Genomic DNA, 18,241 nt, shown 5'->3' on the forward strand with positions numbered 1-18,241 from the left:
AGCTCGTCATGGAGACTCCGAGCCCACTCCCCCGACCACCCGTCCTCGCCGTCACGCTGGTGAGCGCGACCGACGCGGACGAGAGCGCCCGGATCGCGCGGCAGCTCTCCGGCGGCATCACGGCCATCGAGAGCTTCGCCGTCGACCTCCCGGACTCGGACAGCGCGGAGTTCGCGGCGGAGCTGGCCGCCGAGCTGGCCCGCCAGGCGGACGACGGCGAGAGCGGCATCACCGTGATCTCGCTCGATCCGGTCGCCGACCCGATGGAGGTCGCCCTCGTCCTCGAGCACCTCTGCGTCCGGCGGCACCCCGGCGACACCCGGATCGGCGTCCTCGACGTCGTCGCCGTCACCTCGGTCGACGAGGTGACCCGGGTGCTGCTCGGCGAGGCCGCGGAGCAGGGGTGGGAGCAGGAGCCGCCGCAATGGGACCGCGCCGAGCGGCTCGCGGCGCGCCTCGAGTTCGCCGGCCTGATCGTCCTGACCGACGGCGACGGCGCGGGAGCCTCGCCCGCCGTCGACCTGCTGCGGGTGCTCTCGCCCGGGGCGGAGATCCTCACCGAGCGCGACCTCGAGCGCTACCGGCAGCGCCGCGCCGTCCTCGTCCCGCAGCGCGCGCACCGCCTCGCCTCGGACCTCGGCTGGCAGCGGGCCCTCCGCGGAATCCCGACCGGCGCGGGATCGGTGACCACGTTCGTCTTCCGGGATCCCCTGCCGTTCCACCCCGGCCGCCTGAATGCAGCGGTCGCCGCGGACTTCGTCGCGCACCGCGTCGGCCGGATCCTCCGCTCGCGCGGCCTGGTCCGCCTCGCCAGCCGCGCCGATCGGGTCGCGAGCTGGTCCATTGCCGGCGACGTCCTGAGCCTCGACCCCACGGCGATCCGCAGCTGGAGCACCGACGCACCCGTCGGCCAGGAGCTCGTCTTCCTCGGCCGCGACCTCGACGTCGACGAGCTCACCCGCGTCCTGCACGGCTGCCTGCTCACGCCCCGCGAGCTCCTCGCCGGCCCGGACCTCTGGCGCACCCTCGCCGACCCGTTCCCCCACTGGGAGGACGAGCACCAGCACTGAGCGGACGGAGCACGCGCCAGGCGCGAATGGACGCGCAACGGGCTCCGCTACCGCCGCAGACCCCGGTCCGCGTCCACTCGAAGAGCTGCGAGCGCGCGACCGGACCCGAACGAGGCGCTGCGACCGGGTCAGGCCCCGGCCCGGGCCCACTCGCACGGCTCCGCCCGCGGGTCAGCCCGCGTACGCGTCGACCCGGGCGAGCAGCTCCGCCTTCACAGCCTCGGACGCCCAGGACCCCTGTACCGAGTTGCGCGCCAGCTGCACCAGCTCGTCGCGGGTGAAGCCCGCGTCGGCGAGCGCCGCGTAGTTGTCGGCGATGTAGCCGCCGAAGTAGGCCGGGTCGTCGGAGTTGACCGTCACCCACACGCCGCGCTCGAGCAGCGCGCGCATCTCGGGCGCCTTCGAGTCGCTCGAGACGAAGGAGTTCGAGAGCGGGCAGCAGGTCAGCGCGAGGCCGCGCTCGACCAGGACGTCGATCAGCTCGGGCGCCTCGACGATGTTCGTGCCGTGGTCGATCCGGTCCACGCCGATCTCCTCGAGCACCTGGCGCAGGTGCTCGACGCCGTTCGGCTGGTCGACGTCGCAGTGCATCGTCAGCTTCAGCCCGGCCTCGCGGGCCCGCGCGAACACCTCGCGGAACTTCGCCGGCGGGTTGCCGCGCTCGTCCGAGTCCAGGCCCACGCCGATCAGCCGGTCGGCGAACGGCAGCGCGCGCTCGAGCGTCTCCGCCGCGCTCTCGGCCGACAGGTCGCGGAGGAAGCAGAGGATCAGCGCGGCGTCCACGCCCAGCTGCGCGGCGTCCTGCGCGGCGCGGTGGTAGCCGCCGATCACCGCCTCGAACGGCACTCCGCGCGAGGTGTGCGCCTGCGGATCGAAGAACGCCTCGACGCGGACCACCCCGTCCGCCGCGGCCCGGCGGAAGTACGCCGTCGCGAGGTCGTAGAAGTCCTGCTCCTCGCGCAGCACGTCCATCGCCGGGTAGTAGACGGCGAGGAACGAGGCGAGCGAGTCGAAGTCGTAGGCGAGCGCCTCGGGCACGGGGAGGCCGTTGCGCTCGGCCAGCTGCGCGCGCAGCTCGGGCTCGAGCGTCCCCTCCAGGTGCACGTGCAGCTCGACCTTGGGCAGACCGAGGAGGAAGGAGTCGGAGGTCACGGGAGCCTTTCGTCGGTGCCGGCGGTGGTGCGGGCGGTGGGGAGCGGAGAGCAGGATCAGCGACGCGCCGCGATGAAGTCCAGCGCCACGAGCGGTCCCGGCAGCACCGCGCCGATCACGGTGCGGGCCGGCGGATCGACGGCGAACCGCGCTCCGTAGACCTCGGACGCGGCGGCGAAGTCGCGCTCGAAGTCGCTGAGGATCATCGTGACGCGCACCACGTCGCCGAGGCCCAGGCCGAACTCCGTGGCGAGCAGCCGCTCGATGTTGTCGAGGGCCGCGGCGGTCTGCGCGGTGATCCCCTCCGGGACCGTGCCCTCCGGCACCGAGCCGTCGCCGGGCGCGAACGGCCCGATCGCCGAGCCGTAGACGACGCCGTGCGCCTCGACGGCGTGGCTGTACGCGCCGCGGGGAGCGCCGAGCGCCTCCGCGGTCACGAAGCGGCGGGTCGCGGTGGCGGTCATCGCGGCAGCTCCCCCGAGACGACGCGGCCGCGCGAGACGACGGCGACGATGTTCTCGGCGCGCAGGTCGTCGATGCTCTCCCACGGGCGGCCGCGCAGCACGACGAAGTCCGCACCGAAACCGGGCGCGAGACGGCCGACCTTCGCGCCGAGTCCGACGACGGCCGCGGCGTCCGAGGTCGCGGAGATCAGGGCGCGCTCGGAGCTCCAGCCGAACGACTCGCGCATCCGCCGCACCTCGTCGAGCTGCTCGCCCCAGTCCACGTAGACGCCGTTCGCGTCGGTGCCGAGCACGAAGCGGACGCCCGCCTGGCCAGCGGCGAGGAAGCCCGCGTCGCGCACGGCGACCACGTCCTGGGCCTTGAGCGACGCCTCGGGAGACGACGGCGCCCGGCCGGCCGCGATCACGTCGTTGATGAAGAGGGTCGGCGCGACGGGCAGGTTCCGCTCGACGAGCGTGGCCCAGTGCTGCGGGCCGATCGCGGTGCCGTGCTCGATCGAGTCGACGCCGAGCGCGAGCGCCCGGTCCAGGCCGACCTCCGAGTGGGTGTGCGCCGCGACGGGCATCCCGAGCGCGTGCGCCTCGTCGATGGTGGCGGCGATCTCCTCGTCGGTCTGGTTCCGCCAGCCGACCTTGTCGCCCATCGAGAGCACGCCGCCGCTGGTGTAGATCTTGATGCCGTCGGCGCCGGCCCGCGCCCAGGTGCGCACCAGGCGGCGGCACTCGTCGGGGCTGTCGGCGACGCGGTCGCGGTGCGGGTAGTGCGGCGGCACGAAGAGGTCGCCGTGGCCGGCGGTCATGCCGACCGCGCCGTGCGTGACGATCCGCGGTCCCTCCGCGATGCCCTGCTCGAACATCCGCGCCACGGTCATCTGCAGCTCGTCGGCGCCGAGGTCGCGCAGCGTGGTGACGCCCGCCCGCGCGGCCTTCCGCGCGTTGTTCGCGATGTGGAAGACGCGCTCCTCGCGCGGGGTGACCAGCGGCCAGGAGGCGAAGTCGGCCGTGCCCGCGCCGGAGTAGGCGCCGAGGTGCACGTGGGTGTCGACGAGGCCGGGGATGATCGAGAGCTCCCCCGAACCGCGCTCGCCGATCGGGCCGTCGGCCGTCTCGACGGAGGCGATCGCGTCGCCGCTCCAGGCCAGGGTCGCCGTGCCGAGGGCGCGGGTGCCGTCCCAGACGGCGCCGGTGATGCTCGTGGTGGTGCTCATGTCCGTCCTCAGTTCTGTCCGCCGAAGCGGACGGCTGCCAGTCTCTCGCCGATCGCGACGACCGCGTAGGCGACGACTCCCAGTGCCGTGATCACCGCGAGCGACGCCCACAGCTCGTCGTAGCGGAACCCGGCGGAGGCGCGCTGCACCGCACCGCCGAGCCCCTGCCCCGTCGCCAGCCACTCGGCCAGCATCGCGCCGCTCAGCGCGGAGGGCACCGCGACCTTGGCGGCCGCGAAGATCGCCGGCACCGCGGTCGGCAGCGCCACCTTGAGCAGCACGTCCAGCGGCGAGCCGCCGTAGACCGAGACCAGCTCGAAGGACTCGCGCGAGAGCGAGCGGAGGCCGAAGCCGACCGTGACCAGCGCGGGGAAGAACACCGCGATCGCGCCGACGGTGGCGACGGCGCCGATCCCGTTGCCGATCGCCAGGGTCACCAGCGGCGTCACCACGATCAGCGGCATCGACTTCAGCAGCATCGCGATCGGCATCACCGTCGCCTCGAGCGAGCGGATCAGCACGAACAGCACCGCGATCGCGAGGGCGACCAGCAGGCCCGCGACGTAGCCGACGAACGCGTCGACGGCCGTCACGCCGAGGTTGCCGAAGACGATCGCGCGGTTCTCCGCGGCGTCGGCCTCGACGAAGAGGTACTCGGCCACGTCGGTCGGCGTCTTGCCCAGCAGCGGCGAGATGTCGGTGATCGCGAGGAAGGCGTACCAGAACGCGAGCGCGAGGACCGCGGCGACGGCGAGCGGCACGAGCTCGCCGCGGACGATGCGCAGCACCATCCGGCCGGTGAGGTCGCTCGGCCGGCGGGCGGCGCGCGACGAGGAGGACGGGGTGCGGGTGGCGGTGCTCATACGACGCCTCCCGTGCTGCGGGCGACCTCGACGCGGGCGCGGCGGCGGTTCGCGCGCGGGCGACCGACGACCAGCGGCATCAGCCAGCGGCCGAGCGCGGCGATCAGCGCGTAGCCGATGATCGTGACGAGTCCGCTGGTGACGGCGAAGGCCCAGGCCCGCTCGACGTCCATCTGGCGCTGCGCGACCGCGAGGGCGACGCCGAGGCCGGTGGTCACTCCGCCGAGGTACTCCCCGAGCACGGCGCCGAGGATGGCCGCCGGCACGCCGACCTGCAGCGCGGTGATCGTCGCGGGCACGGCCGCGATGGCCTGCACCTTGACGATCTTCGCCCAGCGTCCGCCGCGGTAGGCGGAGACGAGGTCGAGCGCGGTGCGCGGGGCCGAGCGGACGCCGAGCAGCGCGCCGATCAGCGTGGTGAAGAAGACGAGCAGCGCCGCGAGGAAGATCGAGGTGGTGCGGCCGCCGAAGATCACCAGGATGACCGGGCCGACCGCGGTCAGCGGCAGGCAGTGGCTGATCACGCCGATCTGCTCGATCACGCGGTGGGTCCACGGGAGCAGCAGCGCGACGGCGGCCAGCGCCAGGGCCGCGAGATTGCCCCAGAGGTAGCCCTGGCCGGCGGCGAGCACGGTGTCGCCGACGTTGCGGAGGTAGAAGAGCGGCCCGTCGCGGACGAACGCTGCGATGATCGCGCCGGGGCTCGGCACGGCGCGGCTCTCGCGGTAGACGGTGTCGGCGAGGATCCACCAGACCGCCACGAAGACGGCGAGCCCGGCGAAGACGCGCCAGTTGGTGCGGATCCAGGGCGTCACGCCTCGTCCTCCATTGCGACGCCGTGCTGCGAGAAGAGGATGTCGGTGATGCGGTCCTCGATCGCGTGGAACTCGGGGCTGCGCAGCATCTCGACCGTGCGCGGGCGCGGCAGGTCGATGTCGATCACCTCGACGATCCGGCCGGGCCGCGGCGACATCACGGCGACCGTGTCCGAGAGCAGGATCGCCTCGGCGATGCCGTGGGTGACCATCAGCGTGGTCGCGGGGCGCGCGGTCCAGATCCGCTGCAGCTCCAGGTTGAGCCGCTGCCGGGTCATGTCGTCCAGGGCGCCGAACGGCTCGTCGAGCAGCAGCAGATCGGGCTGGACGACCAGCGCGCGGGCGATCGAGGCGCGCTGCCGCATGCCGCCGGAGAGCTGCGAGGGGTAGGCGTCCTCGAACCCGGTCAGCCCGACGAGGTCGAGCAGGTCCGGGATGCTGTCGCGCTTCGCCGCCTGCCGGGTCAGCTCCAGCGGCAGCCGGACGTTCGAGCGCACCGAGCGCCAGGGCAGCAGCGCCGAGTCCTGGAAGGCGATGCCGAGCTCGGCCGAGCGCTTGGTGCCGAGCACGGGCGTGCCGTGGATCGAGACGGAGCCGGTGGTCGGCTTCTCCAGCCCGGCCAGCATCCGCAGGATCGTCGACTTGCCGCAGCCGGAGGGGCCGAGCAGCGAGAGGAAAGAGCCGCGCGGAGTGACGAGGTCGACCTCGGCGAGGGCCTGCACCGAGCGGCTGCCCAGGTCGAAGCGCTTGCTCAGGCCCGACAGGCGGATGCCCTCGTCCTGGATGGTCGTCGCTTGCTCGGTCAACTGCTCGTCCTCTCCGCGCGGTCCGTGGTGGTCGTGGCCGGGTCCTCCGCAGGGCCCGGCCGGGTCGAGGGTCAGCCCTCGAGCAGCTCCGGGTGCTCCTCGTAGACCTCGTCGATCAGCGTGGTGTCGAAGAGCTCGTCGGCGTCGAGCTCGATGCCGGTGAGGGCGAGCGAGGCGACCGACTCGTCCTGCAGCTGCGGCGTGATGGTGAGCAGGCCGTTCGCGTCGGTGTCGGGGGTGCTGATCAGCTCGGTCTGGGTGACCATGACCTGCGCCTGCTCCTCGACCTTGTAGTTCTGGTCGGCGGCGTAGTCGGCGACGACGGTCGCGGCGGTCGCGTCCGGGTCGGCGACGGCGTCCTGCCAGCCGCGGGCGACCGCGTAGAGCAGCGCCTTGACCTTCTCGCGGTCGTCGTCGATGCTCTCCTGCGCCACGACGATGGTCTCGCCGACCATCGGCAGGCCGGTGTCCGCGAGCAGGAACTGCTGCGCCGAGAAGCCGCGCTGGTTGAGCGTGTTCGCACCGGCGGTCGCGTAGCCGATGTAGCCGTCGACCTGGCCGGTGGTGAGCAGCGTGGAGTCGGTGAGCGGCACGCGGGTGACGTCGTCCTCGTCGATCTCGTTCGCGGCGAGGAAGGCGCGCCAGACGAGGTCGTTGCTGTCGCTGACGCCGATGGTCTTGCCGACCATGTCCTCGGGGGTCTCGATCGGGGCGTCGGTCAGCGAGACGATCGCGAAGGGGTTCTTCTGGTAGGTCGCGCCGACGATCTTCATCTCGGCGCCCTCGGAGATCGCGGGGCCGGTGATCAGCGGCGAGGAGACGCCGGCGAAGGCGGAGCCGCTCGCGATGGCGGTCTCGGCGCCGGTCGCGCCGGTGCCGCCGGGGGTGAGGGTGACGGAGTCGAAGCCCGCGTCGGCGAAGTAGCCGTTCGCGTCGGCGAGGTACTCGCCCGCGAACTCGACGTGGGGGACCCAGGAGAGCTGCATCGTGGCCTCGCCGAACGAGCCGGCGTCGCCGGACTCGGCGGCGTCGGAGCCGTTGGAGCAGGCGGCGAGCGTGGTGCCGGCCACCACGGCGACGGCGAGGACGCCGAGCACGGAGCGGAGGCGGGACCGGGACGGGGCGGTGCGGGGCATGCGGGCTCCAAGGGGCGTCGAGGGCTGGGGGGGGGCGGACCCGATGGGGCGGACCCGGGGGAAGGCACGCGCCGAGGGGGCGGCGCTGACCCAGTCGACCGCAGCCGGGCACTCCACCGCGTCGTCGCACGGAGGATTTCCGCGCCGCGACGGCCCCGACTCCCCGATGCACGGACAAACCGTGTTGCAGTCAGGTTTCCAGCCTCGCATCCCGGCCGCCCTCTCCACGCATCATGGAGTATTCGACGCCGTTCACCGGCTAATCCTCCACTTCCCGCGGAGGACCCTTGAGAGGAGAGCCGCCCTCTCTCTCTCATGCTGATCGAGTAGCCCGCGAAGCGGGCGTATCGAGATCCCCCAGCTCCAGACGAGCAGCCTGCAGACCACCCCGCTGACGACGCCGGGTCTCGATACGCCCCTCCGGGGCTCCTCGACCAGCAGGGGGTGCGCACAACATCAGCTGACAGCAGGGTCCCTCCCCTGACAGCGGAGGCCACCCCTTCTCAGCTGATGTTCTGCAGCGCCCGAGCGCTCCCCACCGTTCGAGCGCCTCTCTGCTGACCGAGTAGCCCGCACAGGGCGTATCACCCTCGCTGAGACCAGCGTCCGCCGACCAGCCCTGCTGGCCACGGCGGGTCTCGATACGCCCCTGCGGGGCTACTCGACCAGCATGCAAGGGCAGCCCGGCCATGCTGATCGAGCAGCCTGCACGACGGGCAGCCCCTTCATCCTGATCGAGTAGCCCGCGGAGCGGGCGTATCGAGATCCGCCGGCGCCGGAGGTGGCTTCGTCAGCCGGCGGCGACGCGGCGCAGCGCCGCCAGCACGGTGCGGACCGCGGTGCGCGCCAGCGCGTCCGGGCGAGCCAGGACGTCGACGTGGCGGACGAGTCCGGCGCCCTCGAGCGGGCGGAGGACCATGCCGTCGACGGCGAGCGGCGCCGCGGTGATCCGGGGCAGGATCGCGATCGCGGCGCCGGAGCGGACGACCTGCGCGGCGACGGAGAACTCATTGATCCGGTGCGCGACCCGCGGCGCGCGGCCGATCAGCGCGCCGAGGTGCTCGAGCACGCCCGTGAGGGGGAAGCCCTCGTGCGTCGAGACCCACTGCTCGTCGGCGAGCTGCTCGGGCCGGATGCTCGACTGCGCGGCGAGCGGATGCGCGGCCGGCAGCGCGATGTCGAGCGGCTCGACGAGGAGCGGGGTGACGACCAGCCGGGCCCGCGGCCACTCCGGATCCTGCGGCAGCCGGTGCGCGACGACGAGGTCGTGGTCGGCGGTGAGCCCGGCGAAGCGGCTCTGCGCGACGTCCGCATCGGCGAGCGCCACCCGCGGGCCGTCGGCGAGCGCCGCGAGCAGCGGGCCGAAGAAGGCGAGCCCCGCGCTGTGGAACGCCGACAGCCGCACCGCACGATCGTCGTGCCGGAGGAACGAGCCGATCGTGTCCTCCGCCTCGGCGAGCGCCGCCTCCACCCGCGTCCCCGCGACCGCGAGCGCCTCGCCGGCCTCGGTGAGCACGAGCCGCCGCCCCTCCTTCACCGTCAGCGGCACCGGGACGCCCGCCTGCAGCGCGGCGAGCTGCTGCGAGACCGCGGAGGGGCTCACCCCGAGCGCGGCGGCGACGGCGGCCACGCTCCCCCGATCGCCGAGTTCGCGCAACAGGCGGAGGCGGGCGGGATCCATGGGCGCGAGCCTAACCGGGAAGTCACCACTTCATCGTCGGTGAAGGAGCAGCCGCTCGCTCTTCCGACTCCGCCCTGCGACGCTGTCCCCGTGCCCCTCCGCTCCCGCCCCGACCTCGCCGTCGACCTGCTGCTGCTCGCCGTCGCCGCCGTCTGGGGCGCGAGCTTCGTCGCCGCGAAGGACGTCGCCGCCGACATCGGCGTCCCGTCGACCGTCGCGCTGCGCTTCCTCACCGCCGCCGCCGCGCTCGCCCTGCTCTGCCTCGCCCGCCGGGAGCACCTCCCCCGCGGTCGCGGTCTCGCCGTCGCCGCCCTCCTCGGCGCCTCGCAGGCCGCGATCATCGGGCTCGAGACCTGGGGCGTCCACCTCACCTCGGCCACGAACGCGGGCCTGCTGATCAGCCTCGCCCTGGTACTGACCCCCGCGCTGGAGGGCCTCGCCTCGCGCTCCTGGCTGCCGCGCTCCTTCTTCGTCACCGCCGTCGCGGCCGTGGTCGGAGTCGCCCTGCTCGTCTCGGACGGCGGTCTGCGCACCCCGACCTGGGGCGACGCGCTCGTGCTCGCGGCGGCCGTGGTGCGCGCCGTGCACGTCACGGCCAGCGCCCGGCTCGTCCGCGGGCGCACGGAGGGCTCGCTCGGCGTGGTCCTCGTGCAGCTGGTCGTCTGCGCCACCGTCTTCTCGCTCCTCGCCGGGCCGGACCTGCCCGCCGCCGCCCGCGCGCTCGACGCCGGCGGCTGGGCCGGCGTCCTCTTCCTCGGGGTGCTCTGCTCGGTCTTCGCCTTCGTCGTCCAGCTCTGGGCGGTCCGGCGCACCTCGGCGGCGCGCGCCAGCATCCTGATGGGCACCGAGCCGGTCTGGGCGCTGCTCGTCGGCGTCGTCGTCGCGGGCGAGGCGATCGGCCCGCTCGGGGCGGTCGGCGCCGCGCTGATCGTCGCCGCGGGCTACGCGGGCCAGGCGATCGAGCGCCGGCACCGGCTCGGCGCCAGCACCCCTGCAGACCGGTCGGCCGGGCCGGTCAGTGCGCCACGAGCTCCTGCAGCCCCGTGACCCGGAGCAGATCGAGCCGCGTCTGATCGGTCGAGCCGGGCGTCGCCGTGTAGATCACGATCCGCAGATCGCCGCCCGGCACCGCGAGCACATCGCAGTCGATGGTGATCGGCCCGACCGGCGTCGAGGTGACGGTCTTCCGGCTGGAGCGGTGCTCGGCGACCCGGGCCACGGCCCAGCGCCGCTCGAAGTCGGGCGAGGTCGCCCGCAGCCGCGCCACCAGGTGCGCGAGCGCCGCGTCGTCGGGGTAGCGGCCCACCGCCGCGCGCAGATCCGCCGCCAGATCGTTGGCGAAGTCCTCGGCGTGCTGGTCGTCGAACTCGGTGCCCTCGTGCCCCTGGGTGAAGTAGCGCCAGACCAGGTTGCGGTCCAGGCCCGTGCGCCGCGAGGGGTCGCCGTTCAGCGCCGCCCAGAGCGGGTTCCAGAGCAGGATGTCGTGCGCCGCACTGAAGACGGCCAGCGGCACGTCGCCGCAGCGGTCGACGATCCGCTGCACGCCCGGGGTGATGTGCTGCGGCACCTGCGTCGCGGTCGGCGGCGCGACCCCCGCGACCCGGTAGAGATGGTCGCGCTCCGCCTCCGTCACCCGCAGCGCGCAGGCCAGCGCGCCGAGCAGCTGCGCCGACGGGTGCACGGCCCGGCCCTGCTCCAGCCGCACGATGTAGTCGACGCTCACACCCGCCAGCGCGGCGAGCTCCTCGCGGCGCAGGCCCGCCGTCCGGCGGCTCGGTCCGGCGGGCAGGCCCACCTCGGCGGGCGTCACGCGCTCGCGCCAGGAGCGGAGGACGTCCGCGAATTCGCTCATGCCCACCATGATCCCCCGCGGGGGCGAGGCGGTCCTGGTACTGCTGGTCCTCCCGTCAACCGGGGCCTGGGCGGAGGAGGCGCCGGGGCGGAGCATGGAGCCATGACAACGACACTGATCACCGGGGCCAACAAGAGCCTCGGCCTCGAGACCGCCCGCCGCCTGATCGAGGCCGGCCACACCGTGTACGCCGGCATGCGCGACCCCGCCAACGGCGACGCCGCCCGGGCGCTCGGCGCCCAGGTCGTCCAGCTCGACGTGACCGACCAGGCGAGCGTCGACGCGGCCCTCGCCTCGCTCCCCGCCCTCGACGTCCTCATCAACAACGCCGGGATCCTCGGCACCTCCTTCGGCGTCGACGACCTCTCGGCGGAGGCGATGGCGAGCGTCCTCGAGACGAACGTCGTCGGCATCGTCCGCGTCACCCAGGCCGCGCTGCCGCTGCTGCGCCGCTCGGCCGCGCCCGTCGTCGTCAACGTCTCCTCCGGAGTCGGCTGGCCGCGCGCCCTCGTCACGCCCGGCCGCGACGAGTTCGGCGTGCCCGCGATCCCCTACGCCGCCTCGAAGGCCGCGGTGATCACCCTGACCGTGCAGTACGCGAAGAACCTGCCCGAGTTCCGGATCAACGCGAGCGACCCCGGCTACACCGCGACCGACTTCAACGGCCACGGCGGGCACCAGACCGTCACCGAGGGCACCGACGCGACCGTCGCGCTCGCCCTGCTCGGCCCGGACGGCCCGACCGGCGAGTTCCACGACCGCCACGGACGCGTCGAGTACTGAGCGCCACTGCACGCTCGCTGGACGCTCGCCGCCGAGGGCTCGCCGTTAATTCGTTGCACCTGGCAACAAACCGGCGGCGGGCCCGACAGAATGGGGACATGACGCAACGGAGCAACTGGGCGGGCACCTACGAGTACCGCGCCGCCGACATCCTCGAGCCGGAGTCGATCGACGAGGTGCAGAACCTCGTCCGCGGGAACGAGCGGGTCCGCGCGCTCGGCACCCGCCACTCCTTCAACGCCCTCCCCGACACCCCGGGGGCACTGCTGCACCTCGGCCGCATCGCCCCCGACCCGGTGATCGACGCCGACGCGAGCACCGTCACCGTCGGCGGCGCCACCCGCTACGGCATCGTCGCCTCGCACCTGCACAGCAACGGCTACGCCCTGCACAACATGGGCTCGCTCCCGCACATCTCGGTGGCCGGCGCCATCTCGACCGGCACCCACGGCTCGGGCGACCGCAACGCCAACCTCTCCTCCGCCGTCTCGGCGCTCGAGCTGGTCACGGCCGACGGCTCGCTGCGCACGATCCGCCGCGGCGAGCCCGGCTTCGAGGGCGTCGTCGTCGGCCTCGGCGCCTTCGGCGTCGTCACCCGGGTGACCCTCGACATCCAGCCGACCTTCGACGTCCGCCAGGACGCGTTCGTCGACCTGCCCTGGGACCGCGTGCTCGACGACTTCGATGCGATCACTTCCTCCGCCTACAGCGTGAGCCTGATGACGCACTGGTCGAGCCCCACCGTCGAGCAGCTCTGGCTGAAGACCAAGGTCGAGCAGGGCTCGGTCGCCGACGTCGACGCGACGCACCTCGGTGCGGTCGCCGCCTCCGCCTCGCTGTTCGCCGTCTCGGAGGGCGTCGACTCGAACCTCAACCCGTTCGGCGGCTCCGTCGGCCCGTGGTCGGAGCGCCTGCCGCACTTCCGCCTCGACCGCGAGCCCAGCGCCGGCGACGAGATCCAGAGCGAGTACATGGTGCCGCGCGAGAACATCCGCGAGGCGCTCGTCGCCCTGCGCGCGATCGGCGAGCGGATCGACGAGGTCCTGCTGATCACCGAGCTGCGCACCATGGCCGGCGACGACCAGTGGCTCTCCCCCGCCTCCGGTCGCGACAGCGTCGGCATCCACTTCACCTTCAAGAAGGACCGCGCCGGCGTCGACGCCGTGCTGCCCGCCGTCGAGGCCGCGCTGCTCCCGCTCGGCGCTCGCCCGCACTGGGGCAAGCACTTCCTCGCGACCGCCGCCGACATCGCCCCGCTCTACCCGCACCTCGACGAGTGGCGCACCCTCCGCTCCGCCTGGGACCCCACTGACCGCTTCGCCAGCGCCTTCGTCCAGGACCGCCTCCTCGGCTGACCCCCTTGCTTCCTCCCGCGAGATGCCACTTGTGTACGCGACACGCCGTGAAAGGCGTGCACAAGTGGCATCTCGCGGAGGGGGACGGCGGGGGTAGCGTCGAAGGGACGAGAGGGAGGCAGCATGCCCGCCAAGGAGGAGATCCCGTCGACGATCGAGCGGTCGGACGAGCACGCGCAGAAGCTGTGGTCGGCCGCGCACGACTCGGCCGTCGACAGCTACGGCGAGGGTGAGCGCGCGCACCGCACCGCGTTCGCCGCGCTGAAGCACGAGTACGAGAAGGTCGGCGACCACTGGGAGCGCAAGGCCGAGAGCGGCCCCTCCGACGACCGCGCCGCCCAGCGCGGCCCCGACGGCGACGGCGACACGGCCGGCGGAGTCGACGCGAACGCCACCAAGGCGCACCTGCTCGACCTCGCGAAGCGCCTCGACGTCTCCGGCCGCTCGCGCATGACGAAGGCCGAGCTCGTCGACGCCCTCCAGCGCGCGAACGCGAAGCAGACCCGCCGCGCGCGCGACTGACCCGCGCGCGCACCGGCCGACGCCCCGCCACTCTCCGAAAGTTGTCGTACTCGGCGCTCGAGTACGACAATTTCTGAGGAATCGGAGGACGTCGTCGTCCTCGGCGCCCGGTGCGACGACGTTCGAGGACCAGGCCGGCCGCTAGGAGATGCCGAGCTCGTGGCTCAGCACGAGCGCCGCGGCGCCCTGCAGGACGAGCTCGCCGGGGTCCGTGCGGGACTCCATCCGCAGCTCGCGGGTGACGGCGGGCAGGGTGCGTCGGGCGATGGTCGCGCGCGCCTCCTCGAGCAGGACCCCCTCGACGAAGCGCTCCGGACCGGCGAGGACGACCGCGTCGATCCCGAGCACGGCGACGATCGGCGCCAGCGCGATCCCGAGCGACCGGCCGGCCCGGCGCAGCAGCCGCTCCTGCTCCGGAGCCGAGGCCGCCGCGAGCCGCGGGCCGAGGTGCGCGACGGACACCGCGGACTCGAGGCAGCCCCGCCGCCCGCACGAGCACTGCTCACCGTCCTCGTCGATGACGACGTGGCCGATCTCGCCGCCGGTGAACTGATCGCCCTCGACGAGGGAACCGCCGATGATCAGTCCGGCCCCGACGCCGTCGCCGAGCAGCACGAGCAGCAGGTTCGCTCCCCCGCCGCGGTGGAAGGTGTGCACGGCCAGGGCGGCCGTGTTGGCGTCGTTCGCGACGTGCACGGGCAGACCGAACCGCTCGGCGAAGACGCGCCGCAGATCGAGGCCCCGCCAGCCGAGATTGGGGGCCTCGCGCACGACTCCGCCGTGGTCGACGACCCCCGGTGAGCCGATCCCGATCCCGAGGACCGGCGCCTGGGACGAGGCGATCAGCTCGGCCGCGAGGCCGAGGGCGAGCTCGACCGCGTCCGCCCCGGACGCGCCGTCGCGGGCGAGCCGGCGGTGCTCCCGGATCTCGCCGCGCAGGCTGACCAGGGCGCCGGTGCACTCGGCCTCCGCCGAGAGGTCGAGGCCGACGATGCTCCGCGCCCCGTGGTCGAAGGCGATCACCAGCGCGGGCTTGCCCACCCGGGCGTCGACGCGGGGACCGAGGTCGAGCAGCAGCCCCTCCGAGTGCAGCTCGCCGACCAGATCGGAGATCGTGACCGCGGTGAGACCGCTGATCCGGGCGAGATCCGCCCTGCTCATCTCACCGTCGTGGAAGAGGCGCTGGAGGACGAGCGAGCGGTTGTGCCGGCGGTTGTGCGACGGCAGTGCCTTCTCGGTGACGCGCAGCTGGCCCATGGTCCTTCATCTCAGCCCGTGACCGGCTCAGCCCTTGACGGCGCCGGCCGACATCCCGGACACGAGATTACGCTGGATGATCAGGAAGAACACGACCACCGGGAGCGAGAAGAGCACGGCCCCGGCCATCTGCCCGCCGTAGTCCGTCCCCACCTGCCCGCCCGATGCGGTGCTGAAGGACGCGAGCCAGACGGGGAGCGTGTACCGGGCCTGATCCTTCAGGAACGTGTAGGCGACGATGTAGTCGTTCCAGCCGGCGATGAAGGCGAAGACGCTGCTCGAGACGATGCCGGGCATCACCAGCGGGAAGAGGACGCGGGTGAGCAGCTGCCAGGTCGAGGCGCCGTCCAGGCGCGCCGCCTCGTCGAGCTCGACGGGGAGCGCGAGGAAGAATCCGCGCATCACCCAGATCGAGAACGGCAGCACGCCCGCCACGTAGGCGAGGGCGAGACCCGCGGAGGTCCCGATCAGGTCGACCGCGTTCAGGAGCAGGAACTGCGGCAGGAGCAGCGCCGTCGCCGGGAGCATCTGCACGACGAGGAGCAGGACCAGGATCGCCCGCCGGCCCCGGAAGCGGAACCGCGCCAGCGCCGCCGCCGCGAACAGCCCGAGCACCATCGCGAAGGCGACCGCGGCGCCCACCACCACGACCGAGTTCTGCAGGTGGCGCAGGAAGTCGCCCTGGGTGAGCGCCCGGACGAAGTTGTCCAGGGTCGGCGACTCGGGGAGGAAGTGCGGGGTGGAGCTGAGCATCTCGGACTGCGGCTTGAAGGCCGTGTTGACCATCCAGTAGACGGGGAAGAGCCAGAGCAGGCAGAACAGCACCGCGATCGCCGAGCTGATCCAGGGGTAGCGCCGCAGCCGGCGCCGGGTCGAGGTCGAGGTCGAGGTCGCGGTCGAGGTCGAGGTCGCGGTCACGGTCAGAGCTCCTCTCCGGAGCGGACGAGGGTCCGGATGTAGACCGCGCTCAGGGCGAGCAGGATCAGCGTCGACGCCACGGCGATGGCGGAGCCGGTGCCGATCCGAGCGCCGCCCGAGAACGCCGTCGTGAAGGTGAAGACGCCGAGCGTGGACGTGGCGCCATCGGGCCCGCCGGCGGAGACGAGCCAGATCTGGTTGAAGACGTTGAAGTCCCAGATCACCGAGAGCATCGTCACGAGCAGCAGGGTCGGCCGGAGTGCGGGGAGCACGACGACCCGGTAGACCGCGAGCTCGGAGGCGCCGTCCAGCCGCGCGGCCTCCTTGCGCTCGATCGGCACCTGCGTCTCGGCGGCGTGCAGGGTGAGGGCGAGGAAGGGCACGGCCTGCCAGACGACGAGGAGCCAGATGCAGACCCAGGCGAGCCGCGGGTCGGCGGCCCAGTTCGTGCTGGTCAGATCGCCGACCAGCCCCGTCCGGGTGAGCAGCCAGTTGACGACGCCGTACTGCGGCTGGAACAGCCAGCGCCAGATCAGCGAGGAGGCGACGTTCGGCATCGCCCAGGCGAGGATCAGCACCACGGTCGTGAGCAGGCGCAGGGCCGCCGGCAGCCGGGTCAGCAAGTGCGACATCCCCGCGCCGATCAGCACGCTGCCCGCGACGAGAGCGCTCGTGAAGACGAGGGTGCGCACCAGCGCGAGCCAGAACTCCGGGTCGCCGAGGATGTCGGCGTACTGCGCGAGCCCGACCACGTCGTAGGCACCGGTGAACAGGCTGCGCTGGTCGTAGTCGGTGAAGGAGGTGAGGACGAGGAAGACGATCGGGGCGATCGTCACGCCCGCGAGCACCAGCCCGGCCGGGGAGAGCAGCAGCAGCGGGGCGAGCGAGGAGCGGCGCCGGGCGCGGCGGGCCGCCGTCCCCGGGCGGGGTGGGGCGGTGGCGGGGGCGGCGGCCGGGGCGGTGGACATCGCGCGATCGCCCGGCCGGCCTAGTGGCCGTTGAGCGTGTCGTCGGCGGCGGCGTCGAACTCCTCCGACGCCTCCTGCACGCTCTTCGCGCCCGAGGCGATCGAGGAGAACAGCGACTCGATCTCCCGGTTGCTCTCGATCGCGGCCCACTTCGGGTTGGCCGGCACGGACTCCGAGGTCAGCGCGGCGGTGAAGAACGCGCGCTCGATCTCGCTCAGGTCGGACTGCGCCGCCTCGATCCCCTCCCGGCTGTTCGGGATCCAGCCGTCCACGCCGTGGACGAAGTCGCGCTGCACCTCGGGGCTCGTGGCGACGGCGATCCACTGCCGGGCGAGGTCGGCGTTCCGCGACTTGGCGGCGACCGCCCAGTTCGAGCCGCCGAGCACCACCGGCTGCGTGCCGCCGTCGACGCCCGGCATCGGGAAGGTCCCGAGCTCGTCCTCCGACAGCTCCGGGTTCGCCTTCAGGACGCCGGCGACGCCGGTGGTCAGGATCGCGGAGGTCTTGCCGTCGGCGAAGATCTGGTTCTGGTCGGGGTCGAGGGTGTTCAGCGTCGCCGAGGAGGCGCTGGAGTAGGCGTTCTGGAACTCCTTGAACGCCTCGAGACCGGACCGCGAGGCCCTCGAGCTGAGCGCGGACCACCAGGTGTCGCCGTCCTGCATCGCGATCCGGCCGCCCGCGTCCCAGACGAACTGCAGCCCCGCGTACCAGTACTGCCCCGGGAGGTAGAAGGCCGAGAAGTCGGGGGTGCCGGTGTGCGCGGCCTTCACCTTGTCGAGCGCGGCGGTGAGCTCCTGGTAGCTGGTGGGGAGGGTCATCACGCCCGCCTCGGCCCAGAGCTTCTTGCTGTAGACGACGGCCCGCGCGCCCGCGAAGCCGGGGACGGCGAAGAGGTGCCCGTCGAACGTCGCCGGGTCGACGAGGCCGTCGAGCCAGGTCTGCCCCTGCGCGAGCTCGTCCCGGTGCTCCGTCAGGTCGAGGAGCCCGCCGTTCGCGGCGTAGCCGGCGACCTGGGTGTTGCCGATGTCGAGGACGTCCGGCGGGGAGTCGGTCGCGAGCGCCGTCGAGACCTTGGTGGCGATCCCCTCCCAGGTCTGCACCTGCACGTCGACCTCCGCGCCGGTGGCCTTCGTGAAGCGCTCCTCGACGGCGGCGAGGGTCTCGGGCGAGTAGTCGCCGTCCATGCTCCAGACGGTGAGTGTCCGGCCCTCCTCGCGCGCCCCGTCCGGCCCGCCGTCGCTGGTCGTGCAGGAGGTGAGCAGGAGCACGCCCGCGACGCTCAGGGCGCCGAGGGCGACCGCCCGGCGCCGCACCGATGCGTACTTCCCGACCACGTTCTTCCAGGCCACAGCTCTCTCCTCCGTATGGGTGCCGCGGCGCGATCCGGGATC

Annotated in this window: 18 protein-coding genes; 5 read left to right on the forward strand and 13 right to left on the reverse strand. The window is 73.2% G+C overall.

From position 1 onward, the window contains the following. Positions 1 to 8 precede the first annotated feature (8 nt). A complete protein-coding gene (locus MT350_RS13860; RefSeq protein ID WP_243616152.1) occupies positions 9 to 1,070 on the forward strand; it encodes a GTP-binding protein in 1,062 nt (353 codons plus the stop codon). 171 nt (positions 1,071 to 1,241) lie between these two features. Here the strand turns inward: MT350_RS13860 and add are convergent, their stop codons facing one another. The 8 genes from add to MT350_RS13900 form a co-directional block, all read right to left on the reverse strand. Further along, the gene (gene add, locus MT350_RS13865; RefSeq protein WP_243616153.1) at positions 1,242 to 2,222 is read right to left on the reverse strand and encodes an adenosine deaminase; all 981 of its coding nucleotides are present in this window, start codon (positions 2,220 to 2,222) and stop codon (positions 1,242 to 1,244) included. A gap of 56 nt (positions 2,223 to 2,278) precedes the next feature. After that, positions 2,279 to 2,686, reverse strand: a complete 408-nt coding sequence (locus MT350_RS13870) for a RidA family protein (protein WP_243600658.1) — start codon at positions 2,684 to 2,686, stop codon at positions 2,279 to 2,281. Continuing rightward, on the reverse strand, positions 2,683 to 3,894 hold the full coding sequence (locus tag MT350_RS13875; RefSeq protein WP_243600659.1) for an amidohydrolase family protein: 1,212 nt from the start codon (positions 3,892 to 3,894) through the stop codon (positions 2,683 to 2,685). Before MT350_RS13875 ends, MT350_RS13870 begins: the two co-directional genes overlap by 4 nt. 8 nt (positions 3,895 to 3,902) lie before the next feature. After that, positions 3,903 to 4,757: an ABC transporter permease gene (locus MT350_RS13880; RefSeq protein WP_243600660.1), complete on the reverse strand. Its 855-nt coding sequence runs from the start codon at positions 4,755 to 4,757 to the stop codon at positions 3,903 to 3,905. Beyond that, a complete protein-coding gene (locus MT350_RS13885) occupies positions 4,754 to 5,572 on the reverse strand; it encodes an ABC transporter permease (protein ID WP_243600661.1) in 819 nt (272 codons plus the stop codon). The genes MT350_RS13880 and MT350_RS13885 overlap by 4 nt, the downstream gene beginning before the upstream one ends. After that, positions 5,569 to 6,378: an ABC transporter ATP-binding protein gene (locus MT350_RS13890; RefSeq protein ID WP_123446992.1), complete on the reverse strand. Its 810-nt coding sequence runs from the start codon at positions 6,376 to 6,378 to the stop codon at positions 5,569 to 5,571. The genes MT350_RS13885 and MT350_RS13890 overlap by 4 nt, the downstream gene beginning before the upstream one ends. 71 nt (positions 6,379 to 6,449) lie before the next feature. Then, positions 6,450 to 7,514, reverse strand: a complete 1,065-nt coding sequence (locus MT350_RS13895; RefSeq protein WP_132436735.1) for an ABC transporter substrate-binding protein — start codon at positions 7,512 to 7,514, stop codon at positions 6,450 to 6,452. A 790-nt stretch (positions 7,515 to 8,304) separates the two neighbouring features. After that, complete coding sequence (locus tag MT350_RS13900; RefSeq protein ID WP_243600663.1) at positions 8,305 to 9,195, reverse strand: LysR family transcriptional regulator; 891 nt, start codon at positions 9,193 to 9,195, stop codon at positions 8,305 to 8,307. Positions 9,196 to 9,285: 90 nt separating this feature from the next. On the opposite strand from MT350_RS13900, the gene MT350_RS13905 reads away from it, so the two are divergent. After that, the gene (locus MT350_RS13905; RefSeq protein WP_243616154.1) at positions 9,286 to 10,242 is read left to right on the forward strand and encodes a DMT family transporter; all 957 of its coding nucleotides are present in this window, start codon (positions 9,286 to 9,288) and stop codon (positions 10,240 to 10,242) included. Here MT350_RS13905 and MT350_RS13910 read toward each other — a convergent pair. Continuing rightward, positions 10,211 to 11,047, reverse strand: coding sequence for a helix-turn-helix transcriptional regulator (locus MT350_RS13910; RefSeq protein ID WP_243616155.1), 837 nt, complete (start codon positions 11,045 to 11,047; stop codon positions 10,211 to 10,213). The two genes, MT350_RS13905 and MT350_RS13910, sit on opposite strands and share 32 nt — an antisense overlap. A 102-nt stretch (positions 11,048 to 11,149) precedes the next feature. Between MT350_RS13910 and MT350_RS13915 the strand changes: the two genes are divergently transcribed. From MT350_RS13915 to MT350_RS13925, 3 genes are all read left to right on the forward strand, one after another. Next, positions 11,150 to 11,830 (forward strand): SDR family NAD(P)-dependent oxidoreductase, encoded by a 681-nt coding sequence (locus tag MT350_RS13915; RefSeq protein ID WP_243616156.1) that lies wholly within the window; start codon positions 11,150 to 11,152, stop codon positions 11,828 to 11,830. Positions 11,831 to 11,928: 98 nt separating this feature from the next. Then, entirely contained in the window at positions 11,929 to 13,185 is a 1,257-nt protein-coding gene (locus MT350_RS13920) for a D-arabinono-1,4-lactone oxidase (RefSeq protein WP_243616157.1), read from the forward strand. A 123-nt stretch (positions 13,186 to 13,308) separates the two neighbouring features. After that, on the forward strand, positions 13,309 to 13,707 hold the full coding sequence (locus MT350_RS13925; RefSeq protein ID WP_123706382.1) for a ChaB family protein: 399 nt from the start codon (positions 13,309 to 13,311) through the stop codon (positions 13,705 to 13,707). A gap of 141 nt (positions 13,708 to 13,848) precedes the next feature. Here MT350_RS13925 and MT350_RS13930 read toward each other — a convergent pair whose 3' ends face one another. The 4 genes from MT350_RS13930 to MT350_RS13945 are packed head-to-tail and all read right to left on the reverse strand — an operon-like array spanning position 13,849 to position 18,199. After that, positions 13,849 to 14,964: an ROK family transcriptional regulator gene (locus MT350_RS13930; protein WP_123736429.1), complete on the reverse strand. Its 1,116-nt coding sequence runs from the start codon at positions 14,962 to 14,964 to the stop codon at positions 13,849 to 13,851. Between the two features lie 27 nt (positions 14,965 to 14,991). After that, positions 14,992 to 15,882, reverse strand: a complete 891-nt coding sequence (locus tag MT350_RS13935) for a carbohydrate ABC transporter permease (protein WP_243600667.1) — start codon at positions 15,880 to 15,882, stop codon at positions 14,992 to 14,994. A gap of 2 nt (positions 15,883 to 15,884) precedes the next feature. Then, positions 15,885 to 16,850 carry a carbohydrate ABC transporter permease gene (locus MT350_RS13940; protein WP_243587951.1) on the reverse strand — a complete coding sequence of 322 codons (966 nt, stop codon included), beginning with the start codon at positions 16,848 to 16,850 and terminating at the stop codon, positions 15,885 to 15,887. Between the two features lie 20 nt (positions 16,851 to 16,870). Continuing rightward, positions 16,871 to 18,199, reverse strand: a complete 1,329-nt coding sequence (locus MT350_RS13945) for an extracellular solute-binding protein (protein WP_243600668.1) — start codon at positions 18,197 to 18,199, stop codon at positions 16,871 to 16,873. Positions 18,200 to 18,241: the final 42 nt, after the last annotated feature.

This window comes from Rathayibacter sp. VKM Ac-2928, from assembly GCF_022815545.1.
Lineage (GTDB): Bacteria > Actinomycetota > Actinomycetes > Actinomycetales > Microbacteriaceae > Rathayibacter > Rathayibacter festucae.